The 19,958-nt window shown below is 70.3% G+C and carries 24 protein-coding genes and 1 tRNA gene; 9 read left to right on the top strand and 16 right to left on the bottom strand.

The window, feature by feature from the left end; genetic code table 11:
- Nucleotides 1-87: 87 nt before the first annotated feature.
- The 4 genes from LHA26_RS13445 to folK all read right to left on the bottom strand — a co-directional run bounded on the left by LHA26_RS13445 (nt 88) and on the right by folK (nt 2,652).
- Nucleotides 88-480 carry a hypothetical protein gene (locus LHA26_RS13445; RefSeq protein ID WP_252166102.1) on the bottom strand — a complete coding sequence of 131 codons (393 nt, stop codon included), beginning with the start codon at nt 478-480 and terminating at the stop codon, nt 88-90.
- A gap of 138 nt (nt 481-618) precedes the next feature.
- Nucleotides 619-1,935 carry an NRAMP family divalent metal transporter gene (locus tag LHA26_RS13450; RefSeq protein WP_252166103.1) on the bottom strand — a complete coding sequence of 439 codons (1,317 nt, stop codon included), beginning with the start codon at nt 1,933-1,935 and terminating at the stop codon, nt 619-621.
- 94 nt (nt 1,936-2,029) lie between these two features.
- A tRNA-Lys gene (locus LHA26_RS13455) sits at nt 2,030-2,105 on the bottom strand.
- Between the two features lie 19 nt (nt 2,106-2,124).
- Nucleotides 2,125-2,652, bottom strand: a complete 528-nt coding sequence (gene folK / locus LHA26_RS13460) for a 2-amino-4-hydroxy-6-hydroxymethyldihydropteridine diphosphokinase (protein WP_252166104.1) — start codon at nt 2,650-2,652, stop codon at nt 2,125-2,127.
- A 24-nt stretch (nt 2,653-2,676) separates the two neighbouring features.
- Here folK and LHA26_RS13465 point away from each other — a divergent pair, with 24 nt between their 5' ends.
- Nucleotides 2,677-3,327: a uracil-DNA glycosylase gene (locus tag LHA26_RS13465; protein ID WP_252166105.1), complete on the top strand. Its 651-nt coding sequence runs from the start codon at nt 2,677-2,679 to the stop codon at nt 3,325-3,327.
- An 18-nt stretch (nt 3,328-3,345) separates the two neighbouring features.
- On the top strand, nt 3,346-3,501 hold the full coding sequence (locus LHA26_RS13470; RefSeq protein ID WP_252166106.1) for a hypothetical protein: 156 nt from the start codon (nt 3,346-3,348) through the stop codon (nt 3,499-3,501).
- Between the two features lie 6 nt (nt 3,502-3,507).
- Here the strand turns inward: LHA26_RS13470 and aguB are convergent, their stop codons facing one another.
- The 3 genes from aguB to rpsD all read right to left on the bottom strand — a co-directional run bounded on the left by aguB (nt 3,508) and on the right by rpsD (nt 6,060).
- Complete coding sequence (aguB, locus tag LHA26_RS13475) at nt 3,508-4,359, bottom strand: N-carbamoylputrescine amidase (RefSeq protein ID WP_252166107.1); 852 nt, start codon at nt 4,357-4,359, stop codon at nt 3,508-3,510.
- A 32-nt stretch (nt 4,360-4,391) separates the two neighbouring features.
- Complete coding sequence (locus LHA26_RS13480; RefSeq protein ID WP_252166108.1) at nt 4,392-5,366, bottom strand: agmatine deiminase family protein; 975 nt, start codon at nt 5,364-5,366, stop codon at nt 4,392-4,394.
- Between the two features lie 82 nt (nt 5,367-5,448).
- Entirely contained in the window at nt 5,449-6,060 is a 612-nt protein-coding gene (gene rpsD, locus LHA26_RS13485; RefSeq protein WP_252166109.1) for a 30S ribosomal protein S4, read from the bottom strand.
- 175 nt (nt 6,061-6,235) lie between these two features.
- Here rpsD and LHA26_RS13490 point away from each other — a divergent pair, with 175 nt between their 5' ends.
- A complete protein-coding gene (locus LHA26_RS13490) occupies nt 6,236-6,538 on the top strand; it encodes a chorismate mutase (RefSeq protein ID WP_252166110.1) in 303 nt (100 codons plus the stop codon).
- A 9-nt stretch (nt 6,539-6,547) separates the two neighbouring features.
- On the opposite strand, the gene LHA26_RS13495 is transcribed toward LHA26_RS13490, so the two are convergent.
- The 4 genes from LHA26_RS13495 to rpiB are packed head-to-tail and all read right to left on the bottom strand — an operon-like array spanning nt 6,548 to nt 9,563.
- Complete coding sequence (locus LHA26_RS13495; protein ID WP_252166111.1) at nt 6,548-7,309, bottom strand: RNA methyltransferase; 762 nt, start codon at nt 7,307-7,309, stop codon at nt 6,548-6,550.
- Nucleotides 7,310-7,340: 31 nt separating this feature from the next.
- Nucleotides 7,341-7,802: a transcriptional regulator NrdR gene (gene nrdR / locus LHA26_RS13500; protein ID WP_252166112.1), complete on the bottom strand. Its 462-nt coding sequence runs from the start codon at nt 7,800-7,802 to the stop codon at nt 7,341-7,343.
- A 1-nt stretch (nt 7,803) separates the two neighbouring features.
- The gene (gene glyA, locus LHA26_RS13505; RefSeq protein ID WP_252166113.1) at nt 7,804-9,108 is read right to left on the bottom strand and encodes a serine hydroxymethyltransferase; all 1,305 of its coding nucleotides are present in this window, start codon (nt 9,106-9,108) and stop codon (nt 7,804-7,806) included.
- Nucleotides 9,105-9,563, bottom strand: coding sequence for a ribose 5-phosphate isomerase B (rpiB, locus tag LHA26_RS13510; protein ID WP_252166114.1), 459 nt, complete (start codon nt 9,561-9,563; stop codon nt 9,105-9,107). The genes glyA and rpiB overlap by 4 nt, the downstream gene beginning before the upstream one ends.
- A gap of 128 nt (nt 9,564-9,691) precedes the next feature.
- On the opposite strand from rpiB, the gene LHA26_RS13515 reads away from it, so the two are divergent.
- Entirely contained in the window at nt 9,692-10,903 is a 1,212-nt protein-coding gene (locus tag LHA26_RS13515) for a phospholipase A (protein WP_252166115.1), read from the top strand.
- Complete coding sequence (locus tag LHA26_RS13520; protein WP_252166116.1) at nt 10,900-11,385, top strand: DUF3429 domain-containing protein; 486 nt, start codon at nt 10,900-10,902, stop codon at nt 11,383-11,385. Before LHA26_RS13515 ends, LHA26_RS13520 begins: the two co-directional genes overlap by 4 nt.
- Nucleotides 11,386-11,388: 3 nt before the next feature.
- On the opposite strand, the gene hemA is transcribed toward LHA26_RS13520, so the two are convergent.
- Together hemA and murI are read right to left on the bottom strand one after the other, a co-directional pair.
- Nucleotides 11,389-12,624 carry a 5-aminolevulinate synthase gene (gene hemA, locus LHA26_RS13525; RefSeq protein ID WP_302898007.1) on the bottom strand — a complete coding sequence of 412 codons (1,236 nt, stop codon included), beginning with the start codon at nt 12,622-12,624 and terminating at the stop codon, nt 11,389-11,391.
- An 87-nt stretch (nt 12,625-12,711) separates the two neighbouring features.
- Nucleotides 12,712-13,506 carry a glutamate racemase gene (gene murI, locus LHA26_RS13530; protein ID WP_252166118.1) on the bottom strand — a complete coding sequence of 265 codons (795 nt, stop codon included), beginning with the start codon at nt 13,504-13,506 and terminating at the stop codon, nt 12,712-12,714.
- Between the two features lie 142 nt (nt 13,507-13,648).
- Here murI and plsY point away from each other — a divergent pair, with 142 nt between their 5' ends.
- The 3 genes from plsY to queG are packed head-to-tail and all read left to right on the top strand — an operon-like array spanning nt 13,649 to nt 16,387.
- A complete protein-coding gene (gene plsY / locus LHA26_RS13535) occupies nt 13,649-14,245 on the top strand; it encodes a glycerol-3-phosphate 1-O-acyltransferase PlsY (RefSeq protein ID WP_252166119.1) in 597 nt (198 codons plus the stop codon).
- Nucleotides 14,246-14,252: 7 nt separating this feature from the next.
- Nucleotides 14,253-15,338, top strand: coding sequence for a DNA-processing protein DprA (gene dprA / locus LHA26_RS13540; protein ID WP_252166120.1), 1,086 nt, complete (start codon nt 14,253-14,255; stop codon nt 15,336-15,338).
- Nucleotides 15,338-16,387, top strand: coding sequence for a tRNA epoxyqueuosine(34) reductase QueG (queG, locus tag LHA26_RS13545; RefSeq protein ID WP_252166121.1), 1,050 nt, complete (start codon nt 15,338-15,340; stop codon nt 16,385-16,387). The genes dprA and queG overlap by 1 nt, the downstream gene beginning before the upstream one ends.
- On the opposite strand, the gene LHA26_RS13550 is transcribed toward queG, so the two are convergent.
- A complete protein-coding gene (locus LHA26_RS13550) occupies nt 16,362-16,733 on the bottom strand; it encodes a hypothetical protein (protein ID WP_252166122.1) in 372 nt (123 codons plus the stop codon). The genes queG and LHA26_RS13550 overlap by 26 nt on opposite strands.
- Nucleotides 16,734-16,821: 88 nt before the next feature.
- Between LHA26_RS13550 and LHA26_RS13555 the strand changes: the two genes are divergently transcribed.
- Nucleotides 16,822-17,817 (top strand): adenosine kinase, encoded by a 996-nt coding sequence (locus tag LHA26_RS13555; RefSeq protein ID WP_252166123.1) that lies wholly within the window; start codon nt 16,822-16,824, stop codon nt 17,815-17,817.
- Nucleotides 17,818-17,922: 105 nt separating this feature from the next.
- On the opposite strand, the gene LHA26_RS13560 is transcribed toward LHA26_RS13555, so the two are convergent.
- Together LHA26_RS13560 and LHA26_RS13565 are read right to left on the bottom strand one after the other, a co-directional pair.
- Nucleotides 17,923-19,446 (bottom strand): amino acid permease, encoded by a 1,524-nt coding sequence (locus LHA26_RS13560; protein ID WP_252166124.1) that lies wholly within the window; start codon nt 19,444-19,446, stop codon nt 17,923-17,925.
- A gap of 91 nt (nt 19,447-19,537) precedes the next feature.
- Nucleotides 19,538-19,918, bottom strand: coding sequence for an HIT domain-containing protein (locus LHA26_RS13565; protein WP_252166125.1), 381 nt, complete (start codon nt 19,916-19,918; stop codon nt 19,538-19,540).
- Between the last annotated feature and the right edge of the window lie 40 nt (nt 19,919-19,958).

Raw genomic sequence — 19,958 nt, forward strand, 5'->3', positions numbered from 1 at the left:
CATGCAAGGGCCGGGCGATCGCGGGATCGCCCGGCCCTGGCGCCGGTAAGACGGGGCGGCGGCCCCTAGCGCCGCCGCCCGCGTGGCTTACTTCTTGTGGGCGCGATGCTTGGCCGAATGGTGGCTCATGCCGCCCTTGCCTTCGCCCTGCTTGCAATTGTCGGTGACGGTCTTGCTGCAGGTCGGCAGATCGGTCGGGCCCTGGGTCGGCGTCATCGACACCGGGCCGTTCGGGCCGGTGGCCGAACCGGGCGCCATGCCCTGGCCGCCGGGCGCCATGCCGCCGCCATTGGCCGGCATGGTCGAGGCGTCGGGGGTCGCCGGCGGCGTCGAGGCGTCGGGAGCCGGCGCCGCCATGCCCGCGTCGGGGGTGGCCGGCGTCATGGCATCGGTGGGCGGCGTCGCGGGCGTCGTGGTGTCCTGCGCATAAGCCGCGCCACCGAGCGCCAGAGCGGACGCCAGCAGGATCAGCTTCTTCATTATTTTTCCTCCAACCGGGTTCGGCGAGCGAACAGGTCTCGCGATAGCCCCAAACCCGGCGCGCTGCGCTCGGTTCCCTGGACCAGCCTGTTGCGTCGCCACAACGAACTCGTCATCGGAGCGTAACGAGGCGCGGCGTCAGCGCCCCGCCGTCAGCCAGCTCGCGACCAGCGCGACCGTGCAGAGCGCGGTGACCAGCGTTGTCGTCCAGCCCAGCCTGTTGGTCCACCGGCCATTGGTGCGCGCGCCGACGACATCGCGCCGGTTGGTCAGCAACATCATCAGCAGCAACAGCGGCGGCACCGAGAAGCCCTGCACGATCCCGGACCAGAGCAGCGCGCGCATGGGATTGAAGCCGAGCATGTTGAGCGCCACCGCCAACAGCGTGACGAGCGCGATGACGCCGTAGAAGAGGCGGTTCTCGCCCGGCCGCTGGTGCAGGCTTCCCTCGCGGCCGAGCCCCTGCACGATATCGTAGGCGGCGCCCGTCGTCATGATCGGCACGGCGAGGAAGCCCACGCCGATCACCCCCGCCGCGAACAGATAGGTGGCCGCCGGTCCGGCGAGCGGGGCGAGCGCCTGCGCGGCCTGGGCGGCGCTGTCGATCCGGTGCTGGCCTGCCGGGAACAGCGTCACCCCCGTCGCGAGCAGGATGAAATAGAGGATGATGTTGGAGAAGAGCATGCCGCTCAGCACGTCGCGGCTGGTGCGCTTCATCTCGCCGCGGGTGGCGCCGCGGCGCTGCCGCCACCGCACGCGCCCGATCGCGATCTGCTCCTCCACCTCCTGGTTGGACTGCCAGGTATAAACATAGGCCGAGAGCGAGGTGCCGATACAGGCCACCAGGATCGACAGAAATTCGGCGTTCCACGCGATATGGGGCATCAGGGTGTGGCGCAGCACCGCCAGCGGATCGGGCCGGGCGAGCAGCGCGGCGGCGACATAGGCGAACAGCACCAGCGCCAGCCAGCGGAACACGCGACGAATGGCGTCATAGCTGGCGAAGGCCTGGAGCGCGAAGATCAGCGCGGCCGATCCCGTGACCAGCAGCGGCACCGGCAGGGGCAGGATCAGGTTGAGCGCCGCGCCGATGCCGCCGAGATCGGCGGCGGCCTCGATCACGTTGCCGACAAAGGCGAGGATCACGATCGGCACCAGCACGGTGCGGGGGAAATGATCGCGGATGCAGGCGAACAGGCCCTTGCCATAGACCTGCCCGATCTTGGCCGCGAGATAGGTGACGACATACATCATCGGCAGCAGCAGCGGCGCGATCCACAATATGGAGAGCCCGAAGCGCGCGCCGGCGCTGGCATAGGTGCCGATCGCCGAGGGATCGTCATCCGCCGCGCCGGTGACGATGCTGGCGCCGAGCAGCCGGAACAGGCCGCCCTGCTTGGTCTCGCGGCCCGGCTGATCGCCGCCGCCTTCGCCCCGATCCTCGTGTCCGGCCATGTCCGCCTGCGTTCGCTGCGACAGGCAAACCGCTAAAGCCTTGGCAAAGTTCAGAGTTTTTTGCGAGGGCGGGAAGCCGGGCAGCACCGGGCGCTGGTGGGTCCGCCGGGGCTCGAACCCGGGACCTCTCGATTAAAAGTCGCTTGCTCTACCGACTGAGCTACGGACCCACGCGCGCGAAGCGCCGACCTAGTGGCGGAGCGGCTTGCGGTCAACCGGTCGCGGATGCCGCCGCCGGGCCTCGGCCTGGGCGAGGGTGCGCTGCGGATGGCCGATCCGCCAGCCCGGCGCGAGCGACGCCGCCGGCGCCAAAGCGAAACCGCGCGACGCAAGGCCCGGATGCGGGATCAGCAGCCGCCCCGTGCGCGCACGCGGCGGCGGCGGCCACCTGCCCCCCGACCAGGCGAGAATATCGAGATCGATCGGTCGCATCCCCCAGCGCCGCCCGCGCCTTCGGCCGAGCTGCGCCTCCAGCCGCTTGAGCCGCGCGAGGAGCGCGGGCGGCGGGTCCGCGCTCTCGATCAGCGCCGCCGCATTGACGAAGCCGCGTCCGCCCGGGCCCAGCGCGCGGCTGGTGACGAAGCGGCTCACGGCGCGCGGCGCCAGCCCCTGGCGCGCCAGCGCGGCGAGCGCGGCGGCGATCATCGCAGCCGGCCGGGCATGGCGGCCATGGCCGCGATTGGAGCCGAGCCCGATCAGATAGCTTGTTTTCTCCATCCGCGAACGCCTATCGCGCAAGCCATGCTCCAACACCATCCCGTCGAACCCCCGCGCGACTGCCCGATCTGCCCGCGCCTCGCCGCCTTTCGCGACGTTCAGCGCGCCGCGCATCCCGATTGGTTCAACGGCCCCGTGCCGATGTTCGGCGACGATCAGGCCTGGCTGGCGATCGTCGGCCTCGCGCCCGGCCTCCAGGGCGCCAACCGCACCGGCCGGCCCTTCACCGGCGATTTCGCGGGCGTGCTGCTGTACGAGACGCTGCTCGCGTTCGGCCTCGCCCAGGGGCGCTACGAGGCGCGGCCCGACGACGGGCTGACGCTGACCGGCGCCGCGATCGTCAACGCGGTGCGCTGCCTGCCGCCGCAGAACAAGCCGCTGCCCGCCGAAATCCATGCCTGCCGCGAATTTCTCGTGCCCGCGCTGGCGGCGCTTCCCAATCTCAAGGTGGTGATTGCGCTGGGCCAGATCGCGCACCAATCCACCGTCAAGGCGATGGGCGGCAAGCTGCCCAAGGCGCGCTTCGGCCATGGTGCCGAGCATGTCATGCCCTCGGGGCTGATCCTGCTCGATAGCTATCATTGTTCGCGCTACAACCAGAATACGCGGGTGCTGACGCCGGCGATGTTCGAAAGCGTTTTCGCCCGGGCGCTGGCCCTGCGCGACGGCGCCTGACGGGAGCGGCGCCGGCTTTTGGTCCATCTCACCCTCGCCATCGCCGATTTCATGGGGCTGCTGATCGGCGCCGCCCTATGGGCCGGCGCCTCGATCGGCGCGGCGGTGCTGCTTGGCGGGGTGGTGATGCTGGGCGCCGCCTGGGGCCTGGTCCGGCTGTTCAGGCGGCGCTGAGCGGCCTCAAATGTCCTGCGTCAGCCGGCCGTAAAGCTCGGGCCGGCGATCGCGGAAAAAGCCGAAGGCGGCGCGGTGCCGCTTGACGCGATCCACATCGATCGTCGCCACCAGCACGCCCGTCTCCTCGGCGCCGAACTCGGCCAGCATGTCGCCGCGCTCGTCGCAGATGAAGCTGTGGCCGTAGAAGATCTGGCCATGCTCGTTGCCGATGCGGTTGGAGGCGATCACCGGCACCACGTTGGACACGGCATGGCCGAGCATGGCGCGCCGCCACAGGCGCGACGTATCGAGCGAGGGATCGTGCGGTTCGGAGCCGATGGCGGTGGGATAGAAGAGCAGCTCGGCGCCCATCAGCATCATCGCCCGCGCGGTTTCGGGATACCATTGGTCCCAGCAGACGCCGACGCCCAGCGTCGCCGGTGCCACCTCCGGCCAGACCTTGAAGCCGGTATTGCCGGGCCGGAAGTAGAATTTCTCCTCATAGCCCGGCCCGTCGGGAATATGGCTCTTGCGATAGACGCCCTGCACCGCGCCATCCGGCCCGATCATCGCCAGGCTGTTATAATGGTGCGGCCCGTCCGCCTCGAAGAAGCTGGTCGGGATCGCGACCTTCAGCTCGGCGGCCAGCGCCTGCATGGCGGTGACGGCGGGGTGGCTGGCGACGGGGCGCGCGCGGACGAACAGGCCCTCATCCTCGACCCGGCAGAAATAGGGGCCCTCGAACAGCTCGGGCGGCAGGATCACCTGCGCGCCCCGCGCGGCGGCCTCGCGCACGAGCTCGGACACGGCGGCGATGTTGGCGGCTTCGTCCTCCGAAAAGGCAAGCTGCATGGCGGCGACGGTGATCTCGGTCATGGCGCGTCCAGATAGGAAGAAAGCGTTGCGGTTCAACGACTCGGAATTTGCTGCGAGATGCAGTGCAGGCTGCCGCCGCCGGTCAGCAGATGATCGGCGCGGATGCCGACCGCGCGCCGCCCGGGGAAGAGCGCGGCGATCGCGGCGAGGCCCGCCTCGTCCTGCGCGCTGCCGTAGAGCGGCACCACCACGGCGGCGTTGCCGATATAGAAGTTCATGTAGGAGGCGGGCACCACCGCATCGTCGCGGGTGACGCGGCCGGGCGAGGGGATGAGCACCACCTCCAGCCCCGCCGCCTCGGCGCGCGCGCGGGCATCGGCATAGACGGCGGCGTTGGGATCGTCCTCGCCCCGCGCCTCGGGCAGAGCGAGCCGGTTGGGGGCGACGAAGCGAGCCAGATTATCGACATGCCCGTCGGTATGGTCGTGCGCCAGGCCCTCGCCCAGCCACAGAATCCGGGTGGCGCCGAGATCCTCGGCCAGCCGCGCCTCGATCGCGGCGCGATCGAAATCCGGATTGCGGTTGGGATTGAGCAGGCACTGCTCGGTGGTGACGATCAGGCCGGTGCCGTCGGCATCGATCGCGCCGCCCTCAAGCACCCAGTCGCACCGCCGCGCGGCGATGCCCCGGCTGGCCGCGAGCAGCCCGCCGATCGCCTCGTCGCCCGGAAGATCATATTTCCCGCCCCAATAGTTGAAGGCGAAATCGCGGGCGGTGCCATCGTCGAGCAGGATCGGCCCGGTGTCGCGCAGCCAGACATCGCCAAAGGGGCGCACCAGCACATCGGCCGCGTCGCCGGCCAGCGCGGCCGCGGCTTCCGCGGCGGCGGCATCGGCACAGACCAAGATCGGCCGCTCGCCCGCGCCATCGGCCCAGACGGCGCGCGCGAAGGCGGCGACCTCGGCCTGGGCGGGGGCGAGATCCGCCTCCCACAAATCGGCATGGCTGGGAAAGCCGATCCAGACGGCGGCGTGCGGAGCCCATTCGGGCGGCTGGCGAGCGATCATGGGACGCCTCTACCGAAAGCATGTGACAAAAGAAAAGGGCGACCGAAACGGCCGCCCCTTCCGTTCCGACAAGGTCGGCCGATCAGCGCGAGTAGAACTCGACGACCAGGTTCGGCTCCATCTTCACCGGATAGGGCACCTCGTCCAGCTGCGGCACGCGCTGGAAGGTGACCTTGGCGCCGTCCTGCGCGAGATAATCGGGCACTTCGCGCTCCGACAGGCCCTGCGCCTCGAGCACCAGCGCCATTTCCTGCGCCTTGGGGCCCAGCTCGATCACGTCGCCGATCTTCACCAGGCGCGAGGCGATGTTGCACTTCACGCCGTTGACGCGGACATGGCCGTGGCTGACGAGCTGGCGCGAGGACCAGATGGTCGGCGCGAACTTGGAGCGATACACCACCGCGTCCAGCCGGCGCTCGAGCAGGCCGATCAGGTTCTGACCGGTATCGCCCTTCATCCGCGAGGCCTCGGTATAGGCCTTCTTGAACTGCTTCTCGGTGACGTCGCCGTAATAGCCCTTCAGCTTCTGCTTCGCCTTGAGCTGGATGCCGAAATCCGACACCTTGCCCTTGCGGCGCTGACCGTGCTGGCCGGGGCCATATTCACGCTTGTTGACCGGGCTCTTCGGGCGACCCCAGATATTCTCGCCCATGCGCCGATCGAGCTTATACTTGGCGCTGCTGCGCTTCGACATACATCGTCCTTCAATTGCGTATCATCTGCCCGGAACCGCGCCATGCGGACATGGGGCACCCGCTTCACCGGACGTGCGGGGCCAATTGCGAAGCGGCGCTCATAGCGGCTTCGTCACGAAAGGCAAGCGAAAGCGGCGGCCTTGCGGGGCCGGCGCGAAAGCGTAGGGAGCGGGGATGGACCAGCCCCTTCCGCCCGACCGCTGCACCAGCATGGCCGAGGTGCGCGCCGGCGTCGATGCGACAGACCGCGCGCTGGCCGCGCTGCTCGCCACCCGCTTCGGCTATATGCGCGCCGCCGCCCGCATCAAGCCGGATCGCGGCGCGGTGCGCGACGAGGCGCGCAAGGCGCAGGTGATCCAGGCGATGCGCGATCATGCGCGCGCGCTGGGCTGGCCGGAAGCGGTCGCGGCCGATCTGTGGGAGCGGCTGGTGGAGGCCTCGATCGCCTACGAGCTGGCGGAGTTCGACGCGCGCTGAGCGCCGGCCTCAGCGCGCGCGCGGGTTGGCGAGCGCCGACAGCACGCCGCGAAAGGTGCGCACTTCCTGCGCGGTCCAGCCCGGCTTGGTGAGCATGGTGCGCAAGGTCCGCCGGGTGGCGGGCACGCGATCGGGCGGGAAGAAATAGCCGGCCGTGTCCAGCATCGTCTCGAGCTGGCCGATCATGCCGTCGAGATCGGCCTGGCTGGCGGGCGGCTCGAGCGCCACCGCCGGCGGCTGCGCCAGCGCCACCCCGCGCGACCATTCATAGGCGACGAGGATCACCGCCTGGGCGAGGTTGAGCGAGCCGAATTCGGGGTTGATCGGCACCGTGAGGATGGCGCGGGCGATCGCGACATCGTCCGTCTCCAGCCCGGATCGTTCGGGACCGAACAGGATGGCGGCCCGGCCCGGCGCGGCGTGCATCTCCATCGCCGCCTCGGCCGGCGTCACCACCGGCTTGGTCACGCCGCGCTTGCGGACCGTGGTGGCATAGACCTGGCTGCAATCCGCCACCGCCTCGGCGACGCTCTCGAACAGCCGGGCCTGATCCAGCACCAGGTCCGCGCCCGAGGCGGCGGGGCCGGCCTCCGGATTGGGCCAGCCATCGCGCGGCGCCACGAGGCGCATCTCGGTCAGCCCGAAATTGAGCATGGCGCGCGCCGCCTTGCCGATATTCTGGCCGAGCTGCGGCCGCACCAGCACGATCACCGGCGGCGGCGCGGTCATGGCTTCGTGGGCGGGGGCACCGGCAGGATCAAGCTCGCTCATCACTGTTCCGCAACTCGGGAGGCGGGGCCGATCAGCCCTTGCCGACATCGCGCACGCTGCCGGCGAATTCCTCGAAATCCTTCGCCTCGGTGAAATCCTTATACACGCTGGCGAAGCGTATATAGGCGACGGGATCGAGCGTCTTCAGCCCTTCCATCACGGCCTCGCCGATGCGGTTGGAGGTGATTTCCGTCTCCCCCGTCGTCTCGAGCTGGCGCTGGATGCCCGAGACCAGCCGTTCGATCCGCTCGGGCGCGAGCCCGCGCTTGCGGCAGGCCAGCGCGATCGAGCGCTCCATCTTGCCGCGCTCGAACGGCTCGCGCCGCCCGCCGGACTTGATCACCATCATCTCGCGCAGCTGCACCCGCTCGAAGGTGGTGAAGCGGCCGCCACAGGCCTCGCACTGGCGCCGCCGCCGGATGGAGGTGCCGTCCTCGGAGGGACGGCTATCCTTCACCTGGCTGTCCTCATGGCCGCAAAAGGGGCACCGCATCTCAGTAGATCGGGAAACGCTCGCACAGCGCCCGCACCCGCGCCCGCACATCGGCCTCTACCGCCGGATCGCCCGCCTCGCCCTTGGCGCGCAGCCCGTCGAGCACATCGGCGATCATGTCGCCGATCTCGCGGAACTCGGCGACGCCGAAGCCGCGCGTGGTGCCCGCCGGCGAGCCCACGCGGATGCCGCTGGTCTTCATCGGCGGCAGCGGATCGAAGGGGATGCCGTTCTTGTTGCAGGTGATGCCCGAGCGCTCCAGCGCCTCGTCGGCATCCTTGCCGGTCACGCCCAGCGGCCGCAGATCCACCAGCGCCAGATGCGTGTCGGTGCCGCCCGCGACGAGATCGGCGCCGCGCTCCTGCAGCCGCGCCGCCAGCGCCTTGGCGTTGGCGATCACCGCGCGGCTATAGGCCTTGAACTCGGGCGTCAGCGCCTCGCCGAAGGCGACCGCCTTGGCGGCGATGACATGCATCAGCGGGCCGCCCTGCAGCCCCGGGAAGACCGCCGAGTTGATCTTCTTGGCGATCGCCTCGTCATCGGTCAGCACCATGCCGCCGCGCGGGCCGCGCAGCGTCTTGTGGGTGGTGGTGGTGACGACATGGGCATGGCCGAAGGGGCTGGGATGCACGCCGCCCGCCACCAGCCCGGCGAAATGCGCCATGTCCACCATGAACAGCGCGCCCACCGCATCGGCGATCGCGCGGAAGCGGGCGAAATCGATGTGGCGCGGATAGGCCGAGCCGCCGGTGATGATGAGGCGCGGCTGGGAGGCCCGGGCAAGCTGCTCCACCGCGTCATAGTCGATCAGATGATCGTCCTCGCGCACGCCATATTGCACGGCATTGTACCATTTGCCGCTCATCGCCGCCTTGGCGCCGTGGGTGAGGTGGCCGCCCGCATCGAGGCTGAGGCCCATGATCGTGTCGCCCGGCTTGGTGAGCGCGAGCATCACCGCGCCATTGGCCTGCGCCCCCGAATGCGGCTGGACATTGGCGAACTGGCAGCCGAACAGCTGCTTGGCGCGATCGATCGCGAGCTGCTCGACGATGTCGGACGGCGCGCAGCCCTGATAATAGCGCTTGCCGGGATAGCCTTCGGCATATTTGTTGGTGAAGACCGAGCCCTGCGCCTCCAGCACCGCCTGCGAGACGATATTCTCCGAGGCGATCAGCTCGATCTGGTGGCGTTCGCGATCAAGCTCCCGCTCGATTCCGGCGAAGACGGCGGGATCGGCGTCGGACAGGCTGCGCTCGAAGAAGCCGCTGGGGCGGATCGCATCGATAGAGGAGGGCTGGGTGCTCATGCGGGCTCCTTGGCGAAAGGCGGGGCGGAAAGCTTGGCGACGCGACGCGCATGGCGCTCGCCGCCGAATTCGGTGGTGAGAAAGGCGTCCAGACAGGCCTTGGCAAGCTCGATTCCGATCAGCCGCGCGCCCATGGCGAGGATATTCGCGTCATTATGCGCCCGCGCCAGCGCGGCTGAGAGCGGTTCGGACACCAAGGCGCAGCGCATCGCCGGGTGACGGTTGACGGCGATCGAGATGCCGATGCCGGAACCGCACAGCGCGATGCCGCGATCGGCGCCGCCCGCCGCCACATGGGCGGCGAGCCGATAGCCATAGTCCGGATAATCGACCGACTCGCCGGGTGCCGGGCCGAGATCCTCCACTGCATGGCCGCGTTCGCGGGCATGATCGAGCAGGGCGGCGCGCAGCGCGGTGGCGGCGTGATCGGATGCGAAAGCGAGACGGAGCGCCATGGCGCGTCCTCCGGAAAAGCGACGGTGATTCGGATCGGCGCCTCTGTAGGCGAGCAAAGCCTTTGGCGCCACTCCGCTGCGGCACGAAGCGGGCAGGGGTGCGTTCACGCCGCAAAAGGGGACGAGGTTTGCGACAGTCGAGTTATGTTCTGCTGGCGGCGATCTGGGCGGCGCCGGTACTCGCCGAGCCGGCCGCGGCCGTCGAGGCGCCGGTGATCGCCGGCGTCCACGCCGCCGCCGATGGCACGGCCGAGGCCGAGTTGCTGTTCGTCAACGCCGGCGCCAGCGCCGTGCCCGCGCCGCCGCCCCGGTTGATGGCGATGCTGCGCGGCCAAGGCGCGGCGCGGCCGGTGGAGCTGCGGCGCGAAGGCGCGGCCCCGGTGGTGGCGCCGGGCGGCTTCACCCGCGCGCGCTACCGCTTCGCGCTGCCGGCGGGCGTGGCGGGCGAGGCGGTGCTCGCGCTCGGCGACGAGGGCGGCTTCGCCTTCGCCGCGTCGCAGCCCCCGGCCGCGGCCGCGCCCGGCGCGACGGCGCTGGCGGCGGCGGACACCGCGCCCGCGCCCACCAGCTTCGCCGGCGCGGCGGGGCAGGCGGGCGATCTTCCCCGGCTGGTGACGCGCGACGGCCGCACGCCCAGCCCCTTCCTCGCCAATCTTCAGACCTACAATCCCATCAATGGCGTGTTCGGGCCGGGCACCAGCAGCGACGGCAAGCTGGAGATCAGCTTCCAATATCAGCTGTTCGGCAACGCCGCCGCGCCGAGCGGAGATTGGAAGGAAGGCTTCCGTTTCGCCTACACGCAGCGCATGTACTGGGATCTCGGCCACTATTCCGCGCCGTTCCGCGATGTGAACTATCAGCCCGAACTCTTCTACCGGCTCGCCCTGCGCCCGCGCGCCAACGGGCTGCGCCTCGCCGCGCGCGGCGGGTTGCTGCACGAATCGAACGGCCGGGGCGGCGATGCCTCGCGCGGCTATAATTACGCCTATGTGGAGGGCTCGGCGGCGCTGCCGGTCGGGCGCTGGACGCTGAGCGTCGCGCCGCGCTGGTTCCACTATATGGGCCGCGACGACAATGCCGACATCGCCGAATATCGCGGACACCAGGCGCTGGCGGTGGCGATCGAGGAGCCCGATGGCTGGAAGCTGTCCACCTGGAGCCGGATCAGCTTCGCGACCGGGCGAGGCGCGATCGACGCCGATCTCAGCCATCCGCTGCTGCGCCTCACGGGCATTCCCATTTACGCCGTGGTGCAGGGCTTTACCGGCTATGGCGAGGATCTTCTCGATTATAACAGGCGGCAGACGCGGCTGCGGCTGGGCATAGGGATTGTGCGATGAGCGAGCGGCGGCGGATTGAGCAGGCGGGATCGACGCGGGTGCCGCTGGCGGCGGCGGTGCTGGGCGGGCTGGGGCTGGCGCCGCCGGCGATCGCGCTGCTGGTGCGGCTGCTCGCCGCCGGCTCGGACGATCAGGGGCTGCCGGGCTTCGCGCTGGTCATGGGGCTCAGCTATATCGCCATCATCCTGAGCTTCCTGGGCGGCCTCTGGTGGGGCCTGGCGGCGCGCGACGGCGGCTCCGGGCGCGGCGGCTGGTATGGTCTGGCGGTGGTGCCGAGCCTCTGGGCCTTCGCCGTGCAGGGCCTGTCCGGCTGGGCGCCGCGCGGCGCCGCGCTGATGCTGGCGTTGGGGCTGGTGGCGAGCCTGCTCGTCGATCGCCGCCTGGTGCGGGACGGACTGGCGCCGCGCTGGTGGCTGCGGCTGCGCGTGCCGCTGTCGTGCGGCCTCGCCGCGCTGACGGTGGCGCTCGCCGCGCTGCTGTGAGGCTCAGGCGGCGAGCCGCAGGTCGAGCCGATCCCAGATTTCCACCAGCGCGCGGGTGAGCTCCTCCATCATCTCCACGCTGTGGCTGGGGCCGGGGGTGAAGCGGAGGCGCTCGGTGCCGCGCGGCACCGTGGGATAATTGATCGGCTGCACATAGACGCCATATTCGGCGAGCAGGATGTCGCTGATCGTCTTGGCCTTCACCGGATCGCCGACGCGCAGCGGCACGATATGGGTGGTGGACGGCATGACCGGCAATCCCGCCTCGGCGAACAGCCGCTTCAGCATCGTCGCCGCGGCCTGCTGGCCCTCCCGCTCCGCGCTGCTCTGCTTGAGGTGGCGCACGCTGGCCAGCACGCCCGCCACCAGCACCGGCGACAGCGAGGTGGTGAAGATGAAGCCGGGCGCATAGGAGCGGATCACGTCGATCACGGTCCGGTCGGCCGCGATATAGCCGCCCATCACGCCAAAGGCCTTGCCCAGCGTGCCCTCGATGATGGTGATCCGCTCGGCGACGCCGTCGCGCTCCGAAATGCCGCCGCCGTGCGCGCCGTACATGCCGACGGCGTGGACCTCGTCGAGATAGGTGAGCGCGTTGTAGCGATCGGCGAGATCGCAGATCGCCGCGATCGGCGCCACGTCGCCATCCATCGAATAGACGCTCTCGAAGGCGATCAGCTTGGGCGCTTCGGCCGGAACGCTCGCCAGCAGCTCCTCGAGATGGGCGAGATCATTGTGGCGGAAGACATGCTTCTCGCATCCGGAATTGCGGATGCCCGCGATCATCGAGGCGTGGTTAAGCTCGTCGGAGAAGATGATGCAGCCCGGCAGCACCTTGGCGAGCGTGGACAGGGTCGCCTCGTTGGAGACATAGCCCGAGGTGAAGAGCAGCGCGCCCTGCTTGCCGTGGAGATCGGCCAGCTCCGCCTCGAGATCGATATGATAATGGGTGTTGCCGCCGATATTGCGCGTGCCGCCCGAGCCGGCGCCGACATCGTGCAGCGCCTCTTCCATCGCCGCGATCACCTTGGGATGCTGGCCCATGGCGAGATAATCGTTCGAGCACCAGACGGTGATCGGCTTCGGGCCGTTATGGCCGTGGAAGCAGCGGGCATTGGGGAACATGCCCTTGTTGCGGAGAATGTCGATAAAGACGCGGTACCGGCCCTCAGCATGCAGACGATCAATGGCCTGGCTGAACACGCGCTGATAATCCAAAGCCCTGCCCTCTTGCCGCATCGGCGTCGTACCGCCCCAGATAGCGGGTCCGGCGATTTTACGCCACCCGCACCTTAGGCGTAATTCCGATCGCCCAGATCGATTTCCTCATAGCCGCTCGATCCGCGCCAGGCCGCGCGCGGCAAGCGCCGGGACGAGCGGCGCGGTGTCGATCGGCGAGGTGAAGACGGCGACATCGCCGCCCCGCAGCGGCGCGAACGGCTGGTCTTCGGTGAGCGTCGCGATGCGCCGGGCGATGCCCTCCGCACCATCGACGAAGCCGAGCGGACGCGGCGCGACCGCCGCCAGCGACCGCGCGACGAGGGGGAAATGGGTGCAGGCGAGCACGATCTGATCGATCCGATCGCCGCCCGGCTGGCCGAGCAGGCCATCGAGAATGGCGCGATACTCCGCCGGCGCGCCGGCATCGCCGCGCAGCGCCGCCTCGGCCAGTTCCACCAGCCGCGCCGATCCGTGGCGGAGCACCAGGCAATCGGAGGCGAACGTCTCCACCAGCCGATCGACATAGGGCTGGCGCACCGTCGCCTCGGTGCCGAGCACGCCGATCGCGCGCGTCACGCTGGCGAGCGCGGCGGGCTTCACCGCCGGCACGGTGCCCACCACCGGCAGGTCCAGCGCGGCGCGGACGGCCGGCAGGGCGATGGTGGAGGCGGTGTTGCAGGCGATGGCGAGCAGGCGCGGCCGATAGCGTTCCGCCAGCCGACCGAGCAGCGCCGGCACCCGCGCCGCGATCTCCGCCTCGCTCTTGGTGCCGTAGGGGAATCCTCCCGAATCCGCGACATAGACGATCGGCGCCGCGGCAAGCCGGCGCCGTACCGCGTCCAGCACCGAAAGGCCGCCGACACCGGAATCGAAGAGCAAAATGGGGCTTTGCGCATCCATGGCGATGCGCGATAGGCCGGCTGGCCGGGCGAGGCAATCGGCCCGAGGTGCCCGGCGGCCCGCGCGGATGTTGCGCTTGGCCGAGCGCAGTCTATCATGGAGGCGTGATGCGGGGGCGCAAATGGTAACGGCATCGACCGGAATGGCGCTCCTCGGCGCCGTCCTGATCGGCTATCTGCTCGGCTCGATTCCGTTCGGGCTGATCGTCACGCGGCTGGGCGGCGCCGCCGATCCGCGCACCATCGGCTCGGGCAATATCGGCGCCACCAACGTGCTGCGCACCGGCCGCAAGGGGCTGGCGCTGGTGACGCTGCTGCTCGACGCGCTGAAGGGCGTGGCGGCGGTGATCCTGTTCGGCGCGCTTTTCCCCGAGCCGCAGCCGCCCTCGCTGCCCGCCGTGGTGGCGGGCGCCGCCGCCTTTATCGGCCATGTCTATCCGGTCTGGCTCCGCTTCAAGGGCGGCAAGGGCGTGGCCACGCTGCTCGGCATCGCGCTGGCGCTGTACTGGCCCTGCGGGCTCGCCTTCGCGCTGGTCTGGCTGCTGGCCTTCGCCACGACGCGCCACAGTTCGGTGGGCGGGATGACGGCGGCGGTGGCGGTGCCCGTCACGGCGGCGGTGCTCAACCGGCCAGACCTGACGCTCGCCTTTCTCTGCCTCGCGCTGATCGTCTTGTGGAAGCACCGCGCCAATGTGGAGCGGCTGCTGGACGGCACCGAACCGCGCTTCGGTGGCCGGTGACGCGGGCATGGCAAGCGCGCGCGACGATCGCATCGCCCGGCTGCGGCTGATCCGCACCGCCCAGGTCGGGCCCGTCACCTATCGCCAGCTGCTCGCGCGCTACGGCACCGCCGAGGCCGCGCTCGCCGCCATCCCCGATCTCGCGCGGCGCGGCGGCGGGCGGCCGCCGGCGATCCCGTCGCGCGCGCAGATCGAACGCGAGGTGGCGCAGGTCGAGGCGCTGGGCGCGCGCTACCTCTTTCTCGGCCTCGCCGGCTATCCCCGCCTGCTCGCCGCCATCCCGACCGCGCCGCCCTGCCTGATCGTGCGCGGCGATCCCCGCCTGACGGACCGGCCGGTGGTGGCGCTGGTGGGCGCGCGCAACGCCTCGGCCGCCGCCTGTCGCCTCGCGCGCGGGCTCGCCGCCGATCTGGGCGCGCGAGGCATCGCGGTCGCCTCGGGGCTGGCGCGCGGGATCGATACCGCCGCGCATCTCGGCGCGCTGGATCATGGCACGATCGCGGTGATCGCCGGCGGCCCCGACAATAGCTACCCGCCCGAAAATGCGGGGCTGCAGGAAGAGATCGCGACGCGCGGGCTGCTGATTTCCGAGCAGCCCCCCGGCACCGAGCCGCGCGCGCGCCATTTTCCCTATCGCAACCGGATCATCGCCGGGCTCGCGCACGCCGTGCTGGTGGTGGAGGCGGCGCCGAAATCGGGATCGCTCATCACCGCGCGCCACGCCGCCGATTATGGGCGGGAGGTGCTGGCGATCCCCGGCTCGCCGCTCGATCCGCGCGCCCAGGGCTGCAACCTGCTGATCCGCGAGGGAGCGACTTTGGTGCAATCGGCCGACGACGTGATCGAGGCGCTGCCGCCGATCGATGGCATGGCCGAGCCCGATCACGGTTATGGCGCGCCGCCGCCGCCGGCCGAGGCCGGCGAGGGCGATCGCCGGCTCGTGCTGGCGCGGCTCGGCCCGGTGCCGGTGCCTGCGGACGAGCTGGTCCGCCAGGCCGGGCTGCCCCCGGCGGTGGTGCAGACCGTGCTGCTGGAACTCGAACTCGCCGGGCGGCTTGAGCGTCATATCGGTGGCGAGGTGAGCCTGATCTGATGCCAAGCCTGAGCGAGGCGCTGAAGGCCGAGGCGGCGCGCCTGGGCTTTGTCCAATGCGGCATCACCCGCGCCGTCGACGATCCCGTGCCGGGCGCCCGGCTCGACCAGTGGCTGGCCGATGGCGCGCATGGCGAGATGGGGTGGATGGCGAGCCGCGCCGACGTGCGCCGCGCCCCCGCCGCGCTCTGGCCCGAGGTGCGCTCCGTGGCGATGCTGGGCATGAGCTACGCGCCGGCCGAGGATCCGCGTCGGCTGGCGGCGGCGACGACGCGCGGCCGCATCTCCGTCTATGCGCAGGGGCGCGATTATCACGATGTCATCAAGAAGGCGCTGAAGGCGCTCGGCCGCTGGCTCGGCGCGGAAAGCGGGCTGCCGCTCAAGGTGTTCGTCGATACCGCGCCGGTCATGGAAAAGCCGCTGGCCGCCGCCGCCGGGCTCGGCTGGCAGGGCAAGCACACCAATCTCGTCAGCCGCACCCATGGCAGCTGGCTGCTGCTCGGCGCGCTGTTCACCGCCGCGACGCTCGATCCGGATCCCGCCAGCGCGGACCATTGCGGGCGCTGCGACGCCTGCCAGCGTGCCTGCCCGACCGATGCCTTTCCCGCGCCCTACCGCCTCGATGCGCGGCGCTGCATCTCCTACCTGACGATCGAACATGCCGGCGCCATTCCCGAGGCGCTGCGGCCGGGGATCGGCAACCGCGTCTATGGCTGCGACGATTGTTTGGCCGCCTGTCCGTGGAACAAGTTCGCCGACCATGCCCATGCCAATCTGGAGTTCGCCGCCCGCGCCGAGCTGGCGATGCCCGCGCTCGCCGATCTGCTGGCGCTGGACGATGCCGGGTTTCGCGCGGTGTTCGCCGGCTCGCCGATCAAGCGCATCGGCCGCGATCGGATGGTGCGCAACGCCGCGATCGCGGCCGGCAATAGCGGCAATGCCGGGCTGATCCCGGCACTGGCGCGGCTGGGCGGCGATGCCTCGGAGGTGGTGCGCGACGCGGCCGGCTGGGCGCTGGCGCGGCTTACTTCGCCGCCGCGCGCCGGCTGAGCGCGGCCACGCACGAGGCGCGGTCGATATCGTCGCCGTCGGGCAGACGCGCGTCGACATAGGTCACTACCGGCTCGGCGCCGGCATGAGGGCTGGCGAGATAGGCATCGAGCACGCAGGCGGGGCCGACGAACTGTAGCTTGCGCGCGCCGCCTTCGTGGAGATCGAGATCGGCCTCGCCGAACAGCTCCACCAGCTGGGCGGCGGTGCGGCCGAGCACGCGCTCGAGCCCGGCCTCGTGCTGCCGCGGCGGCCGCGCCGGGGGCGGGGCGGTGCCGCCCGGCGGCGGCGTGGTGGCGCAGCCGGCGAGAAGCAGCAGCGCGGGAACGACAAGGCGGCGAATCATAGGCATGCCCCTGTGCCACGGCGGCGGCGCGATTGCACCGGGGGACAAGCCCGGCTAGGCGCGGAGCATTCCGCCACCGGAGAAATTTGTGACCGATCCGACGCTCGACATCATCGCCATCGGCAACGCGCTTGTCGACGTGCTCTCGCCCGCCGACGACGCCTTTCTCGAGGCCGAGGGCCTCACCAAGGGCGCCATGACGCTGATCGACGCCGATCGCGCCACCCAGCTCTACGACCGCATGGGACCGGGACGCGAGATTTCGGGCGGCTCGGCCGGCAACACCGTGGCCGGCGCGGCCATGCTCGGCGCGCGCTGCGCCTTTGTCGGCCAGGTGGCGGAGGATCAGCTCGGCGAAGTGTTCGTGCACGATCTCAAGGCGCAGGGCATCGCCTTCACGGTGCCGCCGCGCAGCCCCGACATTCCCACGGGGCGTTGCCTCATCCTGGTGAGCGCCTGCGGCCAGCGCACGATGAACACCTATCTCGGCGCCGCCCAGTTCCTGCCGCCCAGCGCCATCGAGGAAGCGCAGATCGCTTCGGCCAAGGTGCTGCTGCTCGAGGGCTATCTCTGGGATCCGACCGAGCCGCGCGCGGCGATGAAGCGCGCGGTCGAGATCGCCCACCGCCATGGCCGCCAGGTCGCGCTCGGCGTCTCGGCGGTCTTCTGCATCCTCAACCATCTCGAGGATTTCCGCGCCATGATCGCGCGCGGCGACATCGACATCCTGTTCGCCAACGAGGAGGAGCTGCTCGCGCTGTCGGGCGCGGCCGATTTCGACGCGGCGGTCGAGGCGCTGGCGCCGCAGCTGCCGCTGCTGGTGGTGACGCGCGGCGCCGAGGGCGCGATCGCGGTGGCCGATGGCGTGCGCCACAGCGTCGCGGCGGAGCCGGTCGATCGCGTGGTCGATACGACCGGCGCGGGCGATCTCTTCTCGGCGGGCTATCTGGTGGGCCATGTCCGCGGCCTCGCGCCGGCCGAGTGCCTGCGCATGGGCGCGATCGCCGCCGCCGAGGTGATCTCGCATTATGGCGCGCGGCCGGAGCAGGATCTGAAGACGCTGGTCGCCGCCAAGCTCAGCTGAGCGGCCGATCCCGCCAAAAGCCAGAACGCCCGCGTGGGGAGCGACCCCGCGCGGGCGTTCTGCTATGGGGCGGCGGGGGCGCCGGGCCCTCCGCCGCCGAGCGGCTCAGACCGTGCGCGGCGGCACGCCACCCTGATCGTCGCCGTCCGAAATGCCGCGGCCGACATGGCTGCGTTGGCGGCTATAGCCGAAATAGATGACGAGGCCGATCAGCGCCCAGCCCGGCAGCACCAGGATGGCGATCAGCGGCAGCGAGAGATACAGCACCAGGCAGCCGATGATCGCCAGCGGCGCGACGATCCAGATCGCGGGCGTGCGGAAGGGGCGGTGCCGATCGGGATCGGCGCGGCGCAGCACCAGCACGGAGATCGCCACCATCATGAAGGCGAAGAGCGTGCCCGAGTTGGAATAGTCCGCCAGTTTGCCGACCGGCAGAAAGGCCGAGGCGAGCGCCACCGCCACGCCGGTAACGGCGGTGACGATGTGCGGCGTGCGCCAGCGCGGATGCACCGCCGCCAGCCGTTCCGGCAGCAGCCCGTCGCGCGCCATGGTGAAGAAGATGCGCGTCTGGCCGAACATCATCAGCAGCACCACCGAGGGCAGCGCCAGCGTGGCGGCGAGCCCGAGCAGATTGCCGATCGCGGGATGGCCGAGCACGCGCAACACATGCGCGAGCGCCTCGCGCGAGCAGGGCATGGGTTCCAGCGCGCCGCCCGCGACGATCGCCTGGCAGCGTGCCGCCAGTTCGGCGGAGCCGGGCAGCAGCGCCGTGCCGGCGGCATCGCGCACCGGCTGGCCGCCGAGCGGCGAGCCGATCGCGCCGGCGGCGACGAGAATGTAGAAGAGGGTGCAGATGATCAGCGAGGCGATCAGCCCGATCGGCACGTTGCGCTGCGGATCGCGCGTCTCCTCGGCGGCGGTCGAGACGGAATCGAAGCCGACATAGGCGAAGAAGATCGAGGCGGCCGCGCCGAAGGTGCCGACCGCGCCGAGCGGCATGAAGGGGTGGAAGTTGCGGGCCTTCATCACCGGCAACGCGAAGATCATGAAGACGGTGAGCGCGAGCACCTTGATCGCCACGAGCACCGCGTTGACGCGGGCGCTCTCGCTGGTGCCGATCATCAGCAGCCAGGTGGTGAGCAGCGCGATCACCACGGCCGGGATATTCACCACCCCGCCCGCAAACGGGCCGGCGGTGAAGGCGGCGGGCATGTCTATGTCGAGCCATCCCTTGAGCTGGCCGACGACATAGCCGGACCAGCCGACCGACACGGCGCTGGCGCCGACCGCATATTCGAGGATCAGCGCCCAGCCGACCATCCAGGCGAGGAGTTCGCCCACCACCGCATAGGTATAGGTGTAGGCGGAGCCGGCGACCGGCACCATCGAGGCCAGTTCGGAATAGCAGAGCGCCGCCACCGCGCAGACAAAGGCCGCGATCATGAACGAGATGATCATCGAAGGGCCGGCTTTCTGCGTGGCCTCCGAGGTGAGAACGAAGATACCCGTGCCGATCACGCCGCCGATACCGAGCATCGTCAATTGAAAGGCACCGAGCGATCGGTGCAGAGACTTTTTCTCCGCTGTCGCGAGGATCGCGTCCAGCGACTTCACACGGCCGAAGATCATCAAGCCTGATTCCCTGGTGACGGCTGCGTCATCGCGCCGTCCTATATGGGCGGTAAGCGTAGCCGCTTCGCGCCGGACCGCAAGCCTTCGCTCAGCCGGCGGCCAGCATCGGGCCGAGCGGGCGGCCGGCGAAGATGTGGACATGGAGGTGCGGCACCTCCTGGTGCGCGTCCCGGCCGGTATTGGCGAGAAGGCGATAGCCGCTCTCCACCAGCCCGGCCGCGCGCGCCACCGCGCCCACGGCGCGGACGAAGCCCGCGATCTCGGCATCGTTCGCGCGCGACGAGAAATCGTCCCACGAGACATAGCGGCCCTTGGGGATCACCAGCACATGATGCGGGGCCTGCGGGTTGATATCGTGGAAGGCGAGCGCGTGCGCATCCTCATAGACGGTGCGCGCCGGGATCTCGCCGCGCAGGATGCGCGCGAAGATGTTGGCGTCGTCATAGGGCTGGGTGGCGTCGATGGGCATGGCGGTCCCTCTGGTCAGCCCTTGCGGATGCGGGGGCGGC

The sequence above is a fragment of the Sphingomonas morindae genome (assembly GCF_023822065.1).
Classification (GTDB): Bacteria; Pseudomonadota; Alphaproteobacteria; order Sphingomonadales; family Sphingomonadaceae; genus Solisphingomonas; species Solisphingomonas morindae.

Excerpts from the sequence above, each read along its gene's own strand:
- hemA (WP_302898007.1), bottom strand. The coding sequence starts at position 12,624 with ATGCGGCAAGAGGGCAGGGCTTTGGATTATCAGCGCGTGTTCAGCCAG.
- LHA26_RS13445 (WP_252166102.1), bottom strand. The coding sequence starts at position 480 with ATGAAGAAGCTGATCCTGCTGGCGTCCGCTCTGGCGCTCGGTGGCGCG.
- LHA26_RS13565 (WP_252166125.1), bottom strand. The coding sequence starts at position 19,918 with ATGCCCATCGACGCCACCCAGCCCTATGACGACGCCAACATCTTCGCG.
- murI (WP_252166118.1), bottom strand. The coding sequence starts at position 13,506 with ATGGATGCGCAAAGCCCCATTTTGCTCTTCGATTCCGGTGTCGGCGGC.
- LHA26_RS13450 (WP_252166103.1), bottom strand. The coding sequence starts at position 1,935 with ATGGCCGGACACGAGGATCGGGGCGAAGGCGGCGGCGATCAGCCGGGC.
- nrdR (WP_252166112.1), bottom strand. The coding sequence starts at position 7,802 with ATGCGGTGCCCCTTTTGCGGCCATGAGGACAGCCAGGTGAAGGATAGC.
- LHA26_RS13490 (WP_252166110.1), top strand. The coding sequence starts at position 6,236 with ATGGACCAGCCCCTTCCGCCCGACCGCTGCACCAGCATGGCCGAGGTG.
- LHA26_RS13550 (WP_252166122.1), bottom strand. The coding sequence starts at position 16,733 with ATGATTCGCCGCCTTGTCGTTCCCGCGCTGCTGCTTCTCGCCGGCTGC.
- queG (WP_252166121.1), top strand. The coding sequence starts at position 15,338 with ATGCCAAGCCTGAGCGAGGCGCTGAAGGCCGAGGCGGCGCGCCTGGGC.
- LHA26_RS13465 (WP_252166105.1), top strand. The coding sequence starts at position 2,677 with ATGCTCCAACACCATCCCGTCGAACCCCCGCGCGACTGCCCGATCTGC.
- dprA (WP_252166120.1), top strand. The coding sequence starts at position 14,253 with ATGGCAAGCGCGCGCGACGATCGCATCGCCCGGCTGCGGCTGATCCGC.
- glyA (WP_252166113.1), bottom strand. The coding sequence starts at position 9,108 with ATGAGCACCCAGCCCTCCTCTATCGATGCGATCCGCCCCAGCGGCTTC.
- folK (WP_252166104.1), bottom strand. The coding sequence starts at position 2,652 with ATGGAGAAAACAAGCTATCTGATCGGGCTCGGCTCCAATCGCGGCCAT.
- plsY (WP_252166119.1), top strand. The coding sequence starts at position 13,649 with ATGGCGCTCCTCGGCGCCGTCCTGATCGGCTATCTGCTCGGCTCGATT.
- rpiB (WP_252166114.1), bottom strand. The coding sequence starts at position 9,563 with ATGGCGCTCCGTCTCGCTTTCGCATCCGATCACGCCGCCACCGCGCTG.
- LHA26_RS13520 (WP_252166116.1), top strand. The coding sequence starts at position 10,900 with ATGAGCGAGCGGCGGCGGATTGAGCAGGCGGGATCGACGCGGGTGCCG.
- LHA26_RS13495 (WP_252166111.1), bottom strand. The coding sequence starts at position 7,309 with ATGAGCGAGCTTGATCCTGCCGGTGCCCCCGCCCACGAAGCCATGACC.
- aguB (WP_252166107.1), bottom strand. The coding sequence starts at position 4,359 with ATGACCGAGATCACCGTCGCCGCCATGCAGCTTGCCTTTTCGGAGGAC.
- LHA26_RS13480 (WP_252166108.1), bottom strand. The coding sequence starts at position 5,366 with ATGATCGCTCGCCAGCCGCCCGAATGGGCTCCGCACGCCGCCGTCTGG.
- LHA26_RS13560 (WP_252166124.1), bottom strand. The coding sequence starts at position 19,446 with ATGATCTTCGGCCGTGTGAAGTCGCTGGACGCGATCCTCGCGACAGCG.
- rpsD (WP_252166109.1), bottom strand. The coding sequence starts at position 6,060 with ATGTCGAAGCGCAGCAGCGCCAAGTATAAGCTCGATCGGCGCATGGGC.